This window comes from Streptomyces sp. NBC_00669 (assembly GCF_036226785.1).
Taxonomy (GTDB): Bacteria; Actinomycetota; Actinomycetes; order Streptomycetales; family Streptomycetaceae; genus Actinacidiphila.
In genome coordinates this window covers 3,861,455-3,878,005 of sequence record NZ_CP109018.1, presented here as the reverse complement: position 1 = coordinate 3,878,005, position 16,551 = coordinate 3,861,455, and the positions used below count along the sequence as shown (strand labels likewise).

Annotated in this window: 15 protein-coding genes; 5 read left to right on the top strand and 10 right to left on the bottom strand. The window is 72.8% G+C overall.

Annotated elements, in window-relative coordinates:
* Positions 1 to 27 precede the first annotated feature (27 nt).
* Positions 28 to 1,014, top strand: a complete 987-nt coding sequence (gene hemB / locus OG896_RS15940) for a porphobilinogen synthase (protein ID WP_329366043.1) — start codon at positions 28 to 30, stop codon at positions 1,012 to 1,014.
* A 91-nt stretch (positions 1,015 to 1,105) separates the two neighbouring features.
* Positions 1,106 to 1,657, top strand: coding sequence for a hypothetical protein (locus tag OG896_RS15935; protein WP_329366041.1), 552 nt, complete (start codon positions 1,106 to 1,108; stop codon positions 1,655 to 1,657).
* Positions 1,658 to 1,679: 22 nt separating this feature from the next.
* Here OG896_RS15935 and OG896_RS15930 read toward each other — a convergent pair whose 3' ends face one another.
* Positions 1,680 to 2,645 carry a DUF4253 domain-containing protein gene (locus OG896_RS15930; RefSeq protein WP_329366039.1) on the bottom strand — a complete coding sequence of 322 codons (966 nt, stop codon included), beginning with the start codon at positions 2,643 to 2,645 and terminating at the stop codon, positions 1,680 to 1,682.
* 149 nt (positions 2,646 to 2,794) lie between these two features.
* Positions 2,795 to 4,570 (bottom strand): arginine--tRNA ligase, encoded by a 1,776-nt coding sequence (argS, locus tag OG896_RS15925; RefSeq protein WP_329366037.1) that lies wholly within the window; start codon positions 4,568 to 4,570, stop codon positions 2,795 to 2,797.
* Positions 4,571 to 4,826: 256 nt separating this feature from the next.
* Here argS and lysS point away from each other — a divergent pair, with 256 nt between their 5' ends.
* Positions 4,827 to 6,554 (top strand): lysine--tRNA ligase, encoded by a 1,728-nt coding sequence (lysS, locus tag OG896_RS15920; RefSeq protein WP_329366035.1) that lies wholly within the window; start codon positions 4,827 to 4,829, stop codon positions 6,552 to 6,554.
* 348 nt (positions 6,555 to 6,902) lie between these two features.
* Here lysS and OG896_RS15915 read toward each other — a convergent pair whose 3' ends face one another.
* The 3 genes from OG896_RS15915 to OG896_RS15905 all read right to left on the bottom strand — a co-directional run bounded on the left by OG896_RS15915 (position 6,903) and on the right by OG896_RS15905 (position 10,615).
* On the bottom strand, positions 6,903 to 8,585 hold the full coding sequence (locus tag OG896_RS15915) for a DUF2637 domain-containing protein (RefSeq protein ID WP_443057054.1): 1,683 nt from the start codon (positions 8,583 to 8,585) through the stop codon (positions 6,903 to 6,905).
* A gap of 251 nt (positions 8,586 to 8,836) precedes the next feature.
* The gene (locus tag OG896_RS15910) at positions 8,837 to 9,580 is read right to left on the bottom strand and encodes a DUF3558 domain-containing protein (protein ID WP_329366031.1); all 744 of its coding nucleotides are present in this window, start codon (positions 9,578 to 9,580) and stop codon (positions 8,837 to 8,839) included.
* Between the two features lie 90 nt (positions 9,581 to 9,670).
* Positions 9,671 to 10,615, bottom strand: coding sequence for a hypothetical protein (locus tag OG896_RS15905; protein WP_329366029.1), 945 nt, complete (start codon positions 10,613 to 10,615; stop codon positions 9,671 to 9,673).
* A gap of 228 nt (positions 10,616 to 10,843) precedes the next feature.
* On the opposite strand from OG896_RS15905, the gene OG896_RS15900 reads away from it, so the two are divergent.
* Both OG896_RS15900 and OG896_RS15895 read left to right on the top strand, forming a co-directional pair.
* The gene (locus OG896_RS15900) at positions 10,844 to 12,037 is read left to right on the top strand and encodes an RtcB family protein (RefSeq protein WP_329366027.1); all 1,194 of its coding nucleotides are present in this window, start codon (positions 10,844 to 10,846) and stop codon (positions 12,035 to 12,037) included.
* 187 nt (positions 12,038 to 12,224) lie between these two features.
* Positions 12,225 to 12,641, top strand: coding sequence for a DUF3592 domain-containing protein (locus tag OG896_RS15895; RefSeq protein ID WP_329366026.1), 417 nt, complete (start codon positions 12,225 to 12,227; stop codon positions 12,639 to 12,641).
* Positions 12,642 to 12,910: 269 nt separating this feature from the next.
* Here the strand turns inward: OG896_RS15895 and OG896_RS15890 are convergent, their stop codons facing one another.
* From OG896_RS15890 to OG896_RS15870, 5 genes are all read right to left on the bottom strand, one after another.
* Positions 12,911 to 13,675 carry an SDR family oxidoreductase gene (locus tag OG896_RS15890; protein ID WP_329366024.1) on the bottom strand — a complete coding sequence of 255 codons (765 nt, stop codon included), beginning with the start codon at positions 13,673 to 13,675 and terminating at the stop codon, positions 12,911 to 12,913.
* A 159-nt stretch (positions 13,676 to 13,834) separates the two neighbouring features.
* The gene (locus OG896_RS15885; RefSeq protein WP_329366022.1) at positions 13,835 to 14,371 is read right to left on the bottom strand and encodes a hypothetical protein; all 537 of its coding nucleotides are present in this window, start codon (positions 14,369 to 14,371) and stop codon (positions 13,835 to 13,837) included.
* Positions 14,372 to 14,462: 91 nt separating this feature from the next.
* Positions 14,463 to 15,323 (bottom strand): bifunctional 5,10-methylenetetrahydrofolate dehydrogenase/5,10-methenyltetrahydrofolate cyclohydrolase, encoded by an 861-nt coding sequence (locus OG896_RS15880; protein ID WP_329366020.1) that lies wholly within the window; start codon positions 15,321 to 15,323, stop codon positions 14,463 to 14,465.
* The gene (locus OG896_RS15875) at positions 15,320 to 15,940 is read right to left on the bottom strand and encodes a cyclodeaminase/cyclohydrolase family protein (RefSeq protein WP_329366018.1); all 621 of its coding nucleotides are present in this window, start codon (positions 15,938 to 15,940) and stop codon (positions 15,320 to 15,322) included. The genes OG896_RS15880 and OG896_RS15875 overlap by 4 nt, the downstream gene beginning before the upstream one ends.
* 158 nt (positions 15,941 to 16,098) lie before the next feature.
* Positions 16,099 to 16,416 carry a DUF1330 domain-containing protein gene (locus OG896_RS15870; protein WP_328467754.1) on the bottom strand — a complete coding sequence of 106 codons (318 nt, stop codon included), beginning with the start codon at positions 16,414 to 16,416 and terminating at the stop codon, positions 16,099 to 16,101.
* Positions 16,417 to 16,551: the final 135 nt, after the last annotated feature.

The window sequence follows — 16,551 nt, the reverse complement described above, 5'->3', positions numbered from 1 at the left end:
CCCTTCTCCTGAAAGGCGGCGCAGCCGATGAGCAGCCGATACGGCGAGTTCCCTGGAGCGCGGCCCCGGCGCCTCCGGACGACCCCCGCGATGCGCCGCCTGGTTGCCGAGACACGCCTGAACCCGGCGGAGCTGATCCTCCCGATGTTCGTGCGGGAGGGCGTCAGCGAGCCGGTCGAGGTCTCCTCGATGCCGGGAGTGGTCCAGCACACCCGTGACAGCCTCCGCAAGGCCGCCGTGGAGGCGGCCACCGCCGGTGTCGGCGGGCTGATGCTCTACGGCGTGCCCGAGACCAAGGACGCGGTGGGCAGCGCCGGCACCGACCCGGACGGCATCCTCCAGCAGGCGATCCGTGACGTGGTGGCCGAGGTAGGGGACGCGGCCGTGGTGATGTCCGACCTGTGCCTGGACGAGTACACCGACCACGGCCACTGCGGCGTGCTGGACGACCAGGGCCGGGTCGACAACGACGCGACGCTGGAACGTTACGCCGAGATGGCCCGGGTGCAGGCCGACGCCGGCGTCCATGTGGTCGGCGCGTCCGGGATGATGGACGGCCAGGTCGGTGTGACGCGCGACGCACTCGACGAGATAGGCCGCCAGGACGTGGCGATCCTCGCCTACACCGCCAAGTACGCCTCCGTGTTCTACGGCCCCTTCCGCGAGGCGGTCAACTCCTCGCTCCAGGGCGACCGAAAGACGTACCAGCAGGACCCGGCGAACTTCCGGGAGTCGATGCGCGAACTGGCGCTCGACCTCGCGGAGGGCGCGGACATGGTGATGGTCAAGCCCGCGTTGCCGTATCTTGACGTGCTGAGGAAGGTCGCGGACACCGTCGACGTGCCGGTCGCGGCGTACCAGATCTCCGGTGAGTACGCGATGGTCGAGGCCGCGGCCGCGAACGGCTGGATCGACCGGGAGCGTGCGATCCTGGAGACGCTGACGTCGATCCGGCGGGCGGGTGCGAACCTGATCCTGACCTACTGGGCCACGGAAGTCGCCCAGCGGCTGTAGCGGCCGCGGTGGTCGTACGGCCCGAGCGGCCGCGGGACCGCGGCGGTCATGACGGCCGCCGGGCGCGTGTTGAGGAAAGGGGAGGGGTCCGATGAGCCGGGGCATACCCTCGTGGGCAACGGTGAGCGGGCTGACCGCTGCGGCGATGGCCGCGGTGTCGGTGCTCGCGATCCAGGCCAGCGGATCGTCCCCGAGCGGCAAGCCGACCGCCGCCGGGCCCACCCCGCACCCCACCGCGACCAAGCAGCATGCCCCGCAGGCCCCGCCGCCGGTGCCCCCGCACTCGGACACCGGCAAGCGGATCGTCTACTCGCTCTCCCAGAACCGCGTGTGGGTGGTGCCGCGCTCCGGCCCGACCTCCACCTTCCTGGTGCAGCCGGGTACGGTGCCGGCCCAGGTGGGCACCCACTACGTGACCCGCCGCAAGCCCACTGGTGTGGGTACCGACGGCACGAACATCGAGAACATCGTGTACTTCGAGTACACCGCCGAGACCTGGGTGGCCTTCTCCGCCCCGGTCAACGACAAGGTGACGGCGCCCTCCTCCTCGCTGCACACCGGCGCCATCCGTGCCCACCGCGCCGACGAGACGAAGATCTGGAACAACACGGTCATCGGGTCCACGGTCGTCGTCCTGAAGTGAGCGCGCGCCCGGCCGGCCCGCCTCAGTCCCACCAGAAGGTCCAGACCCCCTCGTCCACCAGGGACTTGGCGTAGGCGCGCAGGGTGCCGGGGCCCTGGGTGATGTTGTCCGGGCAGAAGGAGAGGTGCTCGGCGGCGACGGCCTCGGCCTCCTCGACGGTGGTCGGCGGGGCGGCGACGGTGGCGGTCAGCGTGGCGAAGCCGAGGGCGACCACGCGCAGGCCGAAACGGTCCTCCCAGGAGCGCAGCACCGCGCACAGCCGGGCGACGTCGTGCTCGTGGTTGACCGGGCCGGTCCAGCCGATGGCGGCGGGGACGTCGGCGCTCCGGCGGGCGTACACCAGGGCCGCGCGGGGGTCCCGCAGGCGGCCGGAGCCGGTGAGCGCCGCGGTGAGTTCGGCGGCGACCGCGTCGGGCCGGCCGGCGGCGGCCTCGGCGGAGGTGAGCAGCTTCGGGGCGAGGCCGGGGAAGGCGGGGCCGAACGGGGCGACCAGGTCGCGCAGTTCGTCGTCCCACTCCGCGTCCGCCGGGTCGTCGTCGTGGTCCGCGGGGCCGGCGTCCGCGTCCTCGGCCGTGTCGTCGTCGCGGTCCGCGGATACGTCTGCGTCTGCGGATACGTCTGCGTCTGCGTCCGAGTCCGTGTCCGCGGCTTCGGCGCACAGCGGCCAGGCGTGGGCCAGGACATCCTCGGCGTCATGGTGGCCCGGATACGACATCGCGCCGGGGTCCAACTCCCAGGTGGCGACGTCCTCCATGCCGGGTATCTCCCCGGACTCCAGCAGCACCGGCAGCAGTCCCACCGCCCGGGCCGCCGCCGGCTCCGGCCAACCGCCGGGCCCTGCCGGGGTGTCAGCGTGCCAGAGCAGCGGCTCGTGCCAGGTCCCGTCGCAGGTGGTGTCGACCAGTCGCCCCGGCGGCAGCCGCAGGCCGAGAGCGGCACCGCTGAGGTCGTCCGTGAGCCGGGGGAGGGGGTTCGGAAGCATCGCCATGCCGAGACTCTAGGACCGGGCCGCGACAGCGTCCGCACCGCGGTCCTCGGCCCCCGCCCGGGCCCGACCCGCACCGCGGTCCCCGGCCCCCGCCCGGGCCCGAGCCGCACCGCGGTCCCCGGCGCGCACCGAGGACCGCGGGCACGGTCCTACAGGCGCTCGGGGCTGCGGATGCCCAGCAGTTCCAGGCCCTTGCTCAGGGTGCGGCCGGTCAGTTCGCACAGCAGCAGGCGGTTCTCCACCTGCGCCGGGCCGCCGTCCGCGGTCAGCACCGGGCACTGCTCGTAGAACGTGGTGAACAGCGAGGCGAGTTGGAAGAGGTACGACGCCAGCCGGTGCGGCTCGTAGCTCTCCGCGACCTCCGCGAGGCTGTCCCCGAACGCGTCCAGGTGCAGCCCCAGCGCGCGCTCGGCCGGCTCCAGGGCCAGCTCCGGGTGGGCGACGGGCCGCTGGTCGGCGCCGGCCTTCCGGAAGATGGACCGGGTCCGGGCGTACGCGTACTGGAGGTAGACGCTGGTGTCGCCGTTGAGCGAGACCATCCGGTCCAGGTCGAAGATGTAGTCCCGGCCCAGCGAGGTGGACAGGTCGGCGTACTTGACCGCGCCGATGCCGACCTGCCGGCCGTTGTCCACGATCTCCTGCTCGGACAGGCCGATCTTCTCGCCCTTCTCCCGCACCACCGCGGTGGCCCGCTCGACGGCCTCGTCGAGCAGATCCTCCAGCTTCACGCTGGCACCGGCCCGGGTCTTGAACGGCTTGCCGTCCGCGCCCAGCACGGTGCCGAACGGGAGGTGCCGCGCCACCACGCCGTCGGTGAGCCAGCCGGCCCGCCGGGCGGTCTCGAAGACCATCCGGAAGTGCAGCGACTGCCGCACGTCCACGACGTAGAGCAGGGTGTCGGCGTGCAGGTCGCCGGTGCGGTTCCGGATCGCGGACAGGTCGGTGGCCGCGTACCCGAAGCCGCCGTCCGACTTGCGGACGATCAGCGGGACCAGCTCGCCGTCCTTGCCCTTGATGTCGTCGAAGAAGACGCACAGCGCGCCCTCCGAGCGCACCGCCACGCCGGACTTCTCCAGCAGCTCGCAGGTCTCGACCAGCATGTCGTTGTACCCGGACTCGCCGACGATGTCCTCGTCGGCGATCTCGATGTCCAGCTTGTCGTAGACCGAGAAGAAGTAGATCTTCGACTCGTCGACGAACCGCTGCCAGGTCGCCAGCGTCTCGGGGTCGCCCGCCTGGAGGTCGACCACCCGGCGCCGGCCCCGCTCCTTGAACGCCTCGTCGGCGTCGAAGAGGGCGCGCGACGCTTTGTACAGCCGGTCGAGCCGGGACATGGACGCCTCGCCCGAGTCCGCGTCGGCGCCCTCGGTGTGGTCCAGCGCGTGCGGGTGCTCCAGCAGGTACTGGATCATCATGCCGAACTGGGTGCCCCAGTCGCCGATGTGGTGGCGCCGCACCACCCGCTCGCCCGCGAACTCCAGGATCTTCACGATCGCGTCGCCGATCACCGAGGAGCGCAGGTGGCCGACGTGCATCTCCTTCGCCACATTCGGCTGTGCGTAGTCGACGACGGTGGTGCCGGGGGCGGCCTTCTCGGGCACGCCGAGCCGGTCGTCCGCCACGCGCAGGGCGAGGTTCGCGGTGATCGCGGAGTCGGGCACGCTGATGTTCAGGAAGCCGGGGCCGGAGACCTCGACCTGGCCGACCACCTCGTCGGTGGGCAGCGCGGCGAGCACGGCCGCGGCCAGCTCCCGCGGATTGGCCTTCGCCCGCTTGGCCAGACCCAGCACGCCGTTGGCCTGGAAGTCCGCCCGGTCGCTACGTCGCAGCAGCGGGTCGGCGTCGACGGCCGACGGCACCGCGGCCGCGAGGGCGGCGGAGACGCGCTGCTGGAGCGAAGCGGAGAGGGAAGCGACCGAGGCCATGGAGGTGCCGTTCCGTGTGTCGGGGAGATCGGACGTGCTACGGCGAGGTAGCAGCATCATTGTCCCATGCGCCCCGCGACCGGCTCACCCGGTTATCCACAGGCCGCACGGTCGCCGTCGGGTTATCCACAGGCGGGATTATCCGCTGGCGAGCGGAGGCGCCAGGTCTGGGAGAATGAACGTGCCGGGCCGCTCCGGCCGCCGGGGCCCAGGCCCCGGGAAAAACCATCGGAAACCCCCCAGGAAGAAGAGGACCGTGGCTGCAAGCACCGAGGCCGACTGGGTCTCCCGTTTCGCGGACGACGTCATCGCCGAGGCGGAGCGCCGCGCCCCCGGGAAACCCGTTGTCGTCGCGTCCGGGCTCAGCCCCTCCGGCCCGATCCACCTGGGAAACCTGCGGGAGGTCATGACTCCCCACCTGGTGGCCGACGAGATCCGCCGCCGCGGCATCGAGGTGCGCCACCTGATCTCCTGGGACGACTACGACCGGTACCGCAAGGTGCCCAAGGGCATCCCCGGGATCGACGACTCGTGGGCCGAGCACATCGGCAAGCCGCTGACGTCGGTGCCCGCCCCCGCCGGCTCCGCGTACCCGAACTGGGCGGAGCACTTCAAGGCCGCGATGACCGACGCGCTCGCCGTCCTCGGCGTGGAGTACGACGGCATCAGCCAGACCGCGCAGTACACCGCGGGCGCCTACCGCGACCAGGTGCTGCACGCGATGCGGCACCGCGCCGACATCGACGCCATCCTCGCGCAGTACCGCACGAAGAAGCCCGCGCCCGCCGCCAAGCAGGGCCAGAAGCCGGTGGACGACGCGGAGCTGGCAGCGGCCGAGGGCTCGGGAGCCGCCGCGGAGGACGACGGCAGCGGCACCGGTGCCGAGTACTACCCCTACAAGCCGTACTGCGCGCAGTGCGGCAAGGACCTCACCACCGTCACCGGATACGACGACGAGACCACCGAGCTGACCTACACCTGCGCCTGCGGCCACTCCGAGACGGTCCGGCTCAGCGAGTTCAACCGCGGCAAGCTGGTCTGGAAGGTCGACTGGCCGATGCGCTGGGCGTACGAAGGGGTGGTCTTCGAGCCGTCCGGCGTCGACCACTCCTCGCCCGGGTCGTCCTTCCAGGTCGGCGGGCAGATCGTCGGACCGATCTTCGGCGGGAAGCAGCCGATCGGGCCGATGTACGCGTTCGTCGGCATCTCGGGGATGGCGAAGATGTCCTCCTCCAAGGGCGGCGTGCCCACCCCGGGAGACGCGCTGAGGATCATGGAGCCGCAGATCCTGCGCTGGCTCTACGCCCGCCGCCGTCCCAACCAGTCCTTCAAGATCGCCTTCGACCAGGAGATCCAGCGGCTGTACGACGAGTGGGACGCGCTGTCCCGCAAGGTCGCCGACGGCACCGTGCTGCCCGCCGACGCCGCCGCGTACGGCCGGGCGGTCGGCACCGCCCGCGGCGAACTCCCGCGCACCGTCCGCCCGCTGCCGTACCGCACCCTCGCCTCGGTCGCCGACGTGACCGCGGGCGCCGAGGCCCAGACGCTGCGCATCCTCTCCGAGCTGGACCCGGAGCACCCGCTCACCTCGCTCGACGAGGTGCGGCCCCGCCTGGACCGCGCCGAGGACTGGATCTCGACCTACGTCCCGGCCGAGCAGCGGACCGTGGTCCGCGACCAGCCGGACACCGACCGTCTCGCCGCACTCGACGACGCCGACCTCGGCGCGCTGAAGCTGCTGCTCGACGGGCTGGAGTCGCACTGGTCGCTGGACGGCCTGACCACCCTCGTCTACGCGGTGCCGAAGATCCGGGCCGGCCTCGCGCCCGACGCCAAGCCGACGCCCGAACTCAAGGTGGCCCAGCGGTCGTTCTTCGTGCTGCTCTACGAACTGCTGGTCGGCCGGGACACCGGTCCGCGGCTGCCCACCCTGCTGCTGGCCGTGGGCCAGGACCGGGTGCGTTCGCTGCTGGGCGGTGCCTGACCGGCCCCAGCGGGACAAGTGCCGGGCGGTGCCGGCCGGTGGGGGACCTGGCGTGGTCCCCGCCGGCCGGCGCCCGCCGGGATGACGTGACGGGCTGTCGAGTCCGCTTCCGGCGTCCACGGTCGGCGGGGCTCGGGTCGGGGGCCGGCCCGTCGGCCGCTATCGGGGTGCCCGCGATCCGCGAGGCGCGGCGCCGTACGCCCGGTGGCCTGGCCGGGTGTGTCAACTGCGGTCGCCGATCGACGCGTTGGCGTTCGACGCGCGCCGGCCGCAGGGGCTGAAGGGAAGCCGGCCGCCCGGGCGGCGTCCTGGCTCCGGCGTGTTGGGGCGGCACGCCCCGGGGGGGGGCTACGGGATGTACTCGGTCTCCGCCTCGGACGTGTAGCGGTAGCGCAACTCGCGGTGCGCGGCGATGAGTTCGCGCAGCTCGGGCGCGTTGCCGCCGTATGCCTCCTCCAGCAGCCGGGCGAGCTGGCGGGCGTTGGGGAAGGTGCCATGCTCCCGCACGTATTGGCGGTAGGCGGCGAAGTAGGCGTCCTCGACCGGCACGTCGTCGGGCAGGCGCAGGGTGCCGGAGGGGTAGGTCGCGAGATCGGCCTCCGGCTCCGGTTCGGCCGCCGGCTCGGGCGCCGGGGCGGCGGTCCGCTGCTCGGCCGGGCCGGGTTCCTCGGAGCGCTGCCCGGGGAGGGAGACGCCGTTCGCCTCACCCGAACCGTTGACCGGGTTGCCGCCGTTGCCGCTGCTCATGCCGTTGACCGCGTCGCCGTCCGTGCCCACGCTGCCCAACGGGCGGGTGCGGTTGGGCCCGGCGGGCACCATCACCTGGGGCTGCGGCTGCTGGTGGGCCGGGCCCTGCCCCGGGAACTCCTCGCCGGGGAAGTCCTGCCCCGGCACCTGCTGTCCCGGCACCTGCTGCGGCATCTCCTGCGGCGCGTACGCCTGCTGCGGATCGGCGTATCCGGCCGGGCCGTAGGGGTAGGGGTACGGATGTCCCTGGGCCTGGGCGGCCTGCTGCGCGGCGAACCAGGGGCTGTCGTGCGGCGCGCCCTGCCAGTCCTGCTGGTAGGCCTGCTCCTGGAGTTGGCGTTCGTACATCTGCCGCTCGTACTCCTGCGCCTGGGCCAGTGCCAGGTCGAAGTCCTGGTCCAGCTCGCTCGCGGGGCCGGCCGGCCGCACGGGCCGTGCCGCCACGGCCGCCACCTGGTCGCCGCTGTGCTCGCCCGCCTGCTCGCCGGTGGCCTGCCCGGCGGCCGGCTCGGCAGTCTGCCCGGTGGCCGGCTCGCCCGTGGCCGGAGTGCTCGCCCCTGACGCGGCCGCCGTCAACTGCTTGGCCGCGGGCTGGAGTTCGATGCCCGCCGCCTCCAGGCCCGCGTCCGCGGTCTCGGACAGCGGTACGCCGTAGCGGGCCAGCCGCAGCGGCATGATGGCCTCGATCGGGGCCCTGCGCCGCCACGCGACGCCGTAGCGGGCGCGCAGCCGGGCCCGGTAGACCAGCCGGTCCTGCTCGCGCCGGATGACCTCCTCGTAGGAGCGCAGCTCCCACAGCTTCATCCGCCGCCACAGCCGGAAGGTCGGCACCGGGGCGAGCAGCCAGCGGGTCAGCCGCACGCCCTCCATGTGCTTGTCGGCGGTGATGTCGGCGATCCGGCCGATCGCGTGCCGGGCGGCCTCGACCGCCACCACGAACAGCACCGGGATGATCGCGTGCATGCCGACGCCGAGCGGGTCGGGCCAGGCCGCGGCGCCGTTGAAGGCGATGGTGGCCGCGGTGAGCAGCCAGGCGGTCTGCCGCAGCAGTGGGAACGGGATGCGCAGCCACGTCAGCAGCAGGTCGAGCGAGAGCAGCACCACGATGCCGGCGTCCACGCCGATCGGGAAGACGTTCGCGAACCAGCCGAAGCCCTTGTGCAGGGCGAGCGTGCGCACGGCGGCGTACGAACCGGCGAAACCGATTCCGGCGATCACCACGGCACCGGAGACGACGATACCTATCAGTATCCGGTGAGTCCGGGTCAAACGTATCGCGGCCACCCGCGACCCTCCTGCTGGTCGGCACCTGTCCCGTGAACTGGCCGACCCAGACTGCCACATGCGGGTGGCGTCGGGAGGATCGGTTGACGCCGGAGTCGACTCGCGGTCGGACAAACGTACGGATACGGGGCCCATGAGGCCGAGTTGTTACGCGCTGCGGAGGGGTGCGGGCCGAGGCGGGCCGCGGCGGCGTTGCGGCAGCGTCGCCGTGGCGGCGTCGGAGGGGAGACGGAAGCGGCGTGGAAGCGGCGTTACGCGTTGGCCGCCGCGACCGAGGCGACCACGTCCTTCGCGGCGCGCTGGGCGTCGCTGTTCACGGTCTTCGCGCTCGGGTTCTTCTTGCCCTCCAGGCCGGCGCCGTCGTACTCCACGATCAGGACGACGTTGCCGGTGCGGACCACCACCGAGTCGTTCTGCGACTTGACCTTCGAGACGATCGTCCAGCCGCTGATCGAGCGGGCCTCGTCGCCGAGCCCGGTCACGCCGGTGGCGGAGGTGCCCGCGGTCTTCTCCACGGCGGAGACCTCGTCGGTGAACCGCTTGTGCGCCTGGAGGTCGGCCGCGCCCAGCTCGGGGGAGGAGTCGTAGCGCTCCAGGGTGACCGAGAGCCAGCGGTACTGGAAGCCGTCCTTGCCGTTGCCGGTCCACGAGCAGCCGCTGCGGGAGTTGCCGGTGTCTGCGGTGTCCGTCGCCGTGCCGCCGCTGTGCTTGGCCTTCGGGACCAGCTTGCTGATCGTGTCCTTGGTGATCGTCTTGCAGGACGACGGCAGCGTCTTGAAGCGCGCGGGCGCGATCGGGGGTGTGGTGGTGGCGCTCGGGGTCGGCGCGGCCGAGCCGTTCTTCCCTCCGGAGCCGGAACTCGCGGTGGAGCCGGAGGCGGAGTGGGACGAGCCGCCGGAGCCCGAGGAGCAGCCGGCCACCAGCAGGGCGGGCACGGTCGCGCCGGCGAGCAGCACGGCCAGGCGGCGCTTGGAGGGGCGTCGACGTCGTTCCATGGTCTCGGGTTCCTTCGGCAGCGGAGGCGGTCGGCCGGTTCGGCCCACCACCCTAAGGGGTCGCGGTGGACCCCTGGCCCGCGCGCCGGTTCAGCCCTCGACCTTGTGCTGGAGGTCGCTCGCCACCTTCTCGGCGCCCTTCTGCAGGTCAGCGCTCTTCGGTGGCTGTGCGTCGGTGGGCGACGACTGCGTGTAGGTGACGGTCGCCAGGACGTTCGCGGTGCGGAAAACCAGCGTCACCGTGCGGCTCGAGCCCTTTCCGGGCTTCTTCGCCACGTCGTTGATGAATGCGGCGTTTCCCACACCGGACAGCAGCCGCGGGGCGAGATCGGGGCTGCCCGTGTTCGCGTCGTTCGCCGCGTTCGACCCGATTGCGTCGTTCGAGGAGCCGGTCGAGGACGGAGTGCCCGAGCCGGACGAGGAGTTGCCGCCCGCGCCGCTGGTCGCGCTGCTGCCGCTGGTGCCCGCGCTCCCGTTCGACCCGCTGTTCGCGGTCCCGGTCGACGACGAGGTGGTCGGGGTCGTCGGGCTCGTGGTCGACGGCGAGCCGCCGGGCGGGGTCGACGGGATCGACGCCGCCTGGGCCCGCTTGTCGAAGTCCGACGACGCCTGCGCCTCATCGCTGACCGACGGGTCGTACGACACCACCCGGACCAGGGTCAGGCTCAGCGAGCGGGAGGTGCCGTCGGCCGCCTTCACCTTCCACGAGCAGCCCACCAGCCGGTCGGTGTCGTACGTCAGGGACTCCGCGCCCGAGTAGTCCTGCAGACCCGGCACCAGCTTCTTCAGCGAGTCCGTGTCCACGGACGTGCAGGGCTGCGGCAGCGTGCGGTACTTGCCCGGGGGAGCGGACGAGACGCTGCCGCCCGTGACCGGCCCGGTCTTCCCGTCGCCGTCCGCGCCGTCCGACGAGCCGGAGCCGGTGCACGCGCCCAGGGTGGCGACCGCGACCGCGGTCAGCACGGCCCCGGCGGCGAGCGGCAGCCTTCGTGTCGACGGCAACGTGGACCGCACCGGCCGGACCCCTTTCGTCATTCCTCGCGGGTAATTCCTTGGCGCATACGAGCGAGCCTTGGACACAATGTCTATCGCACCCGGGACCGAAACCGCCCGTCGGGGCGGTGCGCCGGACGGCCCGCGCAAGCCCGCCGGTACGACCCGATCGTCACGCCGTACGCGCCCCCACGGGCTGTGCGGAGCGTGTCCTCGCTCCCTTTCTTCGTATTGTCGCTCAATTATCCGTACCGCCATCGGGGGGAATCCATGTCGTACACCGAGCTGCCGGGCGTCCGCGTACCGATCCGGATGTGGGCCGACCCCGCGTCCGTCGAACAGGGCGCCATGCAGCAGCTGCGCAATGTCTCCTCGCTGCCCTGGATCAAGGGCCTCGCGGTCATGCCCGACGTCCACTACGGCAAGGGCGCGACCGTCGGCTCGGTCATCGCGATGCACGGCGCGGTCTGCCCGGCCGCGGTCGGTGTCGACATCGGCTGCGGGATGAGCGCGGTCAGGACCTCGCTGCGGGCGGGCGACCTCCCCGGCGACCTCTCCCGGCTGCGTACCAAGGTCGAGCAGGCCATCCCGGTCGGCCGCGGCCTGCACGCCGACCCGGTCGACCCGGGCGCGATCCACGGGTTCCGCACCGCGGGCTGGTCCGACTTCTGGACCCGTTTCGACGGCCTCGCCGACGACGTGAAGTTCCGCGCCGAACGCGCCGCCCAGCAGATGGGCACGCTGGGTGGCGGGAATCACTACATCGAAGTCTCGCTCGATGCCGACGAAGCGCTCTGGCTGACCCTGCATTCCGGTTCCCGGAACATCGGCAAGGAACTCGCCGAGCACCACATCGGGATCGCCCAGGGCCTGTCCCACAACAAGGGCCTGGTCGACCGTGACCTCGCGGTCTTCGTCGCCGACACCCCGCAGATGGCCGCCTACCGCAGCGACCTCTACTGGGCGCAGGAGTACGCGAAGTGGAACCGGGCCGTGATGATGACCCTGCTCCGCGAGGTCGTCCGCAAGGAGTTCAAGAAGGCCAAGCCGGTCTTCGAGCCCGAGATCTCCTGCCACCACAACTACGTCGCCGAGGAGCGTTACGACGGCATGGACCTGCTCGTCACCCGCAAGGGCGCGATCCGCGCGGGCAGCGGCGAGTACGGCATCATCCCCGGTTCCATGGGCACCGCGACGTACATCGTGCGCGGCCTCGGCAACACGGCGGCGTTCAACTCCGCGTCCCACGGCGCCGGCCGCCGGATGAGCCGCGGCGCGGCCAAGAAGCGCTTCACCACCCGCGACCTGGCGGAGCAGACCCGCGGCGTCGAGTGCCGCAAGGACTCCGGCGTCGTGGACGAGATCCCCAGCGCCTACAAGCCGATCGAGCAGGTGATGGACCAGCAGCGCGACCTGGTCGAGGTGGTGGCGAAGCTCAAGCAGGTCGTCTGCGTCAAGGGCTGAGCCGGGCGGGGGCGAGCCGAGGCCCGTGCCCGGCTGGTGCGCTCGGGTGCCGGGCCGGTGCACGCCGGCCCGGCCAGCGGCGAGTTCAGAGGTTTCCTTGAGGTGGGGCGGGGGTGGGGGTGGGTACTGTCCCGGGCACAGGGGCCGGGGTGTGGGGCCCACGGGGGAAACGCGAGGGGGACGCGGTATGGACGCGATGTTCTATGGGGTGCCCGCGCTGATCGGGCTGGTGGCGCTGGCGGTGGCGATCGGGAGCGTGCGGCGGGCGCTGGAGTTGCGGGCGGCGTGGCGCAGCGGGCTGACCGCCGAGGGGCGGTGCCTGCGGGCGTACACCACGCACAGCGAGGACAGCACCACCCACCACCACGTGTACGCCTTCACCACGAGGGACGGGCGCGAGGTCCGGTTCGAGGAGCGGAACGGGCCGACGACCCGGGTGGCGGGCGACCACGTCACCGTGCACTACACGGCGGCGCGGCCGGAGAAGGCGACGGCGGCCGCGCCGGGGGGCGTGAAGAACGCGGCGGGCGCGGTCGCGGTGGTGGCGTTCTGCGGGGTGATGATCGCGTTCTGCGCGGTGTTCGCGATCACGGTGCCCACGTAGGCCGTGTTTTGGAAGTAGCGCCGTCCGCCCAAGGGGCGGGGCCCGTGGCGTCTGGTGCTCCCCCACAGCCTGCGGCGTGGGAGGTGCCCCCAGATCGCAAGGCGGAGGGTTGTCCTCGTAGTGGGCCTACTCGGACAAGCCCGACAACGAAGCGAGCGTGCGTGCCAGGCGCCACGGGATGGGGGCACCTCCCCCGCCGAAGGCAGGGGGGGAGGGACTTCCAAAACACGGCCTAGCCGCGGCCGGAGCCGCGCGGCGTGCCGCGCGGCTCACTGCTCCCGGTGGACCTTGGTGTTGCTGGCCTGGGCGCGCGGTCGCAGCACCAGGAGGTCGACGTTGACGTGGGAGGGGCGGGTGACGGCCCAGGCGACGGTGTCCGCGACGTCGTCGGCGGTGAGGGGTTCGGCCACGCCGGCGTAGACGGCCTCGGCGCGGGCGGCGTCGCCGTGGAAGCGGGTGAGCGCGAACTCCTCGGTCCTGACCATGCCGGGGGCGATCTCGATCACCCGCACCGGCTTGCCGTTGAGCTCCAGGCGCAGCGTCTCGGCGATGACGTGGGCACCGTGCTTCGCCGCCACGTAACCGCCGCCGCCTTCGTACGTGCCCAGGCCCGCGGTCGAGGAGAGCACCACGACGGTGCCGTCACCGGAGCCGGTCAGCGCGGGCAGCAGGGCCTGGGTGACGTTGAGCACGCCGAGCACGTTGACCTCGTACATGGTGCGCCACTCGGCGGGGTCGGCGGTGGCGACCGGGTCGGTGCCGAGCGCGCCGCCCGCGTTGTTCACCAGGACGTGCAGCGGGGGCAGGGCGTCCAGGGAGGCGGCGAAGGCGTCGACGGCGGCGCGGTCGGTGACGTCGAGGGCGTGCACGGAGGCGCTGCGGCCTTCGGCGGTCAACTCCTTGGCGAGCGCGTCCAGTCGGTCGGTGCGGCGGGCGGCGAGTGCGACGTGGTAGCCGGCCTCGGCGAGCCTGCGGGCGGTCGCGGCGCCGATGCCGCTGCTCGCACCGGTGACCACTGCGGTACGGGAACTCATGTCGGGCTGCCTTTCGGACGGTCCTGCTGCTGAGGCCGGTTGAGCCGGTCGAACCGGGTCGAGTCGGTCGAACCGGGTCGAGCCGCTTGACGGGCTCCGGACGCGCCGGACGGCTCGGCTCCTACCTGTTCAGCATAGGTGCGGCCGTACCGCCGGCGCTCAGGAGTCCGCGTTCAGCGCCCGCAGCATGATCTTCTGGTCGAAGGCGAGCAGGGCGACCGTCGTCGCGCACATCAGCAGCGCGAAGGCGACGTGCGCGGCCGGCGAGGTCGCCTCGACGCCGACCAGGCCGAGCACGAAGTGGACGCCGACGCGCAGCGCGATCAGGCCGACGGCGAGCTTGCGGGTCTTCCTGCCGCGCAGGATCGCCTTCGCCATCTTCAGCCGGCCGCGCAGCACGGTCCTGGCCAGCACCACGTTCACCGCGACCGCGACCACGATGACGATCCAGCCGTGCGGGTCGCTCTTGACGATGTCGTACGAGGCGCCGATCAGGCCCTCGAAGGCGAAGAACCAGACCGGGACGGGCTGGTAGCCACCGGTGGCGGTGCCGGTCTTGGCGTCGGCACCCCCCTTCGCGCCGGTGCCGGTGCCCGTGCCGATGCCGGTGCCAGTGCCGGTGCCGTTGCCGGCGGGGGCGCCGCTCCGCGGGGACGGCCAGGTCGTGGTCTGCGTGACTGCCTCGGTGGTTGCCATGGACTCAGCTTCGCGTCCGCGGGGGTGCCGGCGGCAGAGCCGGACGTCCGGGGTCGGCGATGACATCTGTCATGTCCGGCCCCGCCGTTCGTCACCCCTCGGCCGCCCGGCGGGCGGCGAGCACGGTGTGCCGCAGCAGCAGCGCCGTGGTGATCGGGCCGACCCCGCCGGGCACCGGCGACACCGCGGCCGCCACCGTCGCGGCCGACGCGTCCACGTCGCCGGCCAGCCCGCCCTCCGGCGTCGGGTTGGTGCCGACGTCGACCACGACCGCGCCCTGGCGCAGGTGTTCCGCGGTGATCAGCCCGATCCGGCCGGCCGCCGCGACCACGATGTCCGCCTGCCGGGTGACCGCCGGCAGGTCGGCGGTGCGGGAGTGGGCGACGGTCACCGTGGCGTCCCGGTCCAGCAGCAGGTGCGCCAGCGGCTTGCCGACCACCGTGGAGCGGCCGACGACGGTGACCGTACGACCGGAGAGCGGGACGTCGTGGAAGTCCAGGAGCTGGACGACGGCTTCGGCGGTGGCGGGGGCGAAGGCGGGCAGTCCGGCGGCGAGCCGGCCCAGGCTCAGCGGGTTCGCGCCGTCGACGTCCTTGGCCGGGTCGAGGGCGGCGGCCAGTTCCGCGGCGACCGCGCCCTTGGGCAGCGGGGTCTGGAGGATGACGCCGTGCACGGACCGGTCCGCGCTCAGCCGCTCCAACTCCTCCCGGATGAGCGCGGGTTGGCTGTCGGCGGGCAGCGTCACGAGGTCGCAGGCCAGCCCGGCCTTCTCGGCGGCGCGGGCAATGGAGCGTACGTACCAGGCGGTCGACTCGTCCTCGGTGGCGACCACCACGGCCAGCCGGGGCCGGTTCCCGCCCGCGGCCGACTCGGCGGCGGCAAGGGCGACTTCGGCCCGGATCTCGGCGGCGCGCGGGCGGCCGTCCAGGGCCACCGAAGGCGTGGCGGTCATCGGGTGATCTCCTTGCGTACGGCCTCGGTCACGGCGTGGGCGCGGGCGGCGAGCCGGTCCACGCCGTCGATGGCGGCGGTGAGTTCGGCCCGTACCGCCTCGTCCTTGATGCCGCCGAGGTTGATCTCGACGTTCACCCGGGCGGTGGTGGCCGCGGCACGCGCGGCCTCGGTGGCGGCGGCGATGTCGGTCACGACGTTCGGGTTGCCGAACGGCAGCAGTTCCTCGGCGAGTTCGACCACCCGGGCGGCGACGGCGATCACGTCGGCCGGTGGCCGGGCAGCACCCGCGAGCGCGTCGGCGATGGCCAGCGAGCGGGCCGCCTTCTGCTCGGCCTCGGCCCGCGGCAGCTTGTACGCGTCGGTGACTGCGGTGAAGGCCCGCGCGTCCTCCTGTGCCAACTCCAGCGCCCGCAGCCGCAGTTCATCGGCCGCCGCGGTGATCGCGGCGACCTGCGCGGCATGTGCGGCGTACTTCTCGCCGGTGGTGTAGCGGGCCACCATCGCCAGCAGAGCCGCACCCTGGGCCGCGTGCAGGGCCGCCGCCGCCCCGCCGCCGGGTGCCGGTTCGCGGGCGGCGAGCCGATCCAGATAGCCGCCGATCGTCTGGTCCTGCATACGGGCTCCCACCTCGCGCCTGGCCACTGCCGTCGTCGCCCCGACCCTATCGCCGGGGACCGCAGGAGACCTCCGGGGACCGCCGCGGACGGGCGCGTTCGCGGGTGTGGTCACGGGCGCGTTCGCCGGCGCCTCCACGGCCGTGGTCAACGGCACGCTCAGTGCTGCGAGGAGGCCCGGTAGCCGTCGGCCACCCCGGCGGTGAAGACGATGTCGGAGTCGGTGTGGTCGGTGCGGTAACGCGCTATCTCGCGGTACGCGGGGGAGGCGTACCAGTCCCGCGCCGCCGCCAGGTCGGGGAACTCGATCACGATCAGGTGGCCGGGCCAGGTGCCCTCCACCACGTCCAGCACCGAGTCGTGGACGAGGAAGCGGCCGCCGAAGGGGTCGAGGGTGTCGGAGATCCGGTCGAGGTAGAGGCCGATCTCGGGGTGCGGGGTGACGCTGCGCATGTGGGCGACGGCGTAGGCGGTCATGTGGGGCTCCTCGGGTCGTCCGGTCCTGCCGGGCCGGGGCGGTCGCCCCGGCCGGTGCTCCGGTACGGCAGACGCTACGGAGGGCCGGCGCCGGCGGAATCCGTCACGCTTAGGTAGTCGCGCCCGGTGCGCGGC

What these genes read in the sequence shown, in the direction of transcription:
- hemB (WP_329366043.1), top strand. Translation starts at nt 28, where the DNA reads ATGAGCAGCCGATACGGCGAGTTCCCTGGAGCGCGGCCCCGGCGCCTC.
- OG896_RS15935 (WP_329366041.1), top strand. Translation starts at nt 1,106, where the DNA reads ATGAGCCGGGGCATACCCTCGTGGGCAACGGTGAGCGGGCTGACCGCT.
- OG896_RS15930 (WP_329366039.1), bottom strand. Translation starts at nt 2,645, where the DNA reads ATGGCGATGCTTCCGAACCCCCTCCCCCGGCTCACGGACGACCTCAGC.
- argS (WP_329366037.1), bottom strand. Translation starts at nt 4,570, where the DNA reads ATGGCCTCGGTCGCTTCCCTCTCCGCTTCGCTCCAGCAGCGCGTCTCC.
- OG896_RS15910 (WP_329366031.1), bottom strand. Translation starts at nt 9,580, where the DNA reads ATGGAACGACGTCGACGCCCCTCCAAGCGCCGCCTGGCCGTGCTGCTC.
- OG896_RS15905 (WP_329366029.1), bottom strand. Translation starts at nt 10,615, where the DNA reads ATGACGAAAGGGGTCCGGCCGGTGCGGTCCACGTTGCCGTCGACACGA.
- OG896_RS15900 (WP_329366027.1), top strand. Translation starts at nt 10,844, where the DNA reads ATGTCGTACACCGAGCTGCCGGGCGTCCGCGTACCGATCCGGATGTGG.
- OG896_RS15895 (WP_329366026.1), top strand. Translation starts at nt 12,225, where the DNA reads ATGGACGCGATGTTCTATGGGGTGCCCGCGCTGATCGGGCTGGTGGCG.
- OG896_RS15890 (WP_329366024.1), bottom strand. Translation starts at nt 13,675, where the DNA reads ATGAGTTCCCGTACCGCAGTGGTCACCGGTGCGAGCAGCGGCATCGGC.
- OG896_RS15885 (WP_329366022.1), bottom strand. Translation starts at nt 14,371, where the DNA reads ATGGCAACCACCGAGGCAGTCACGCAGACCACGACCTGGCCGTCCCCG.
- OG896_RS15880 (WP_329366020.1), bottom strand. Translation starts at nt 15,323, where the DNA reads ATGACCGCCACGCCTTCGGTGGCCCTGGACGGCCGCCCGCGCGCCGCC.
- OG896_RS15875 (WP_329366018.1), bottom strand. Translation starts at nt 15,940, where the DNA reads ATGCAGGACCAGACGATCGGCGGCTATCTGGATCGGCTCGCCGCCCGC.
- OG896_RS15870 (WP_328467754.1), bottom strand. Translation starts at nt 16,416, where the DNA reads ATGACCGCCTACGCCGTCGCCCACATGCGCAGCGTCACCCCGCACCCC.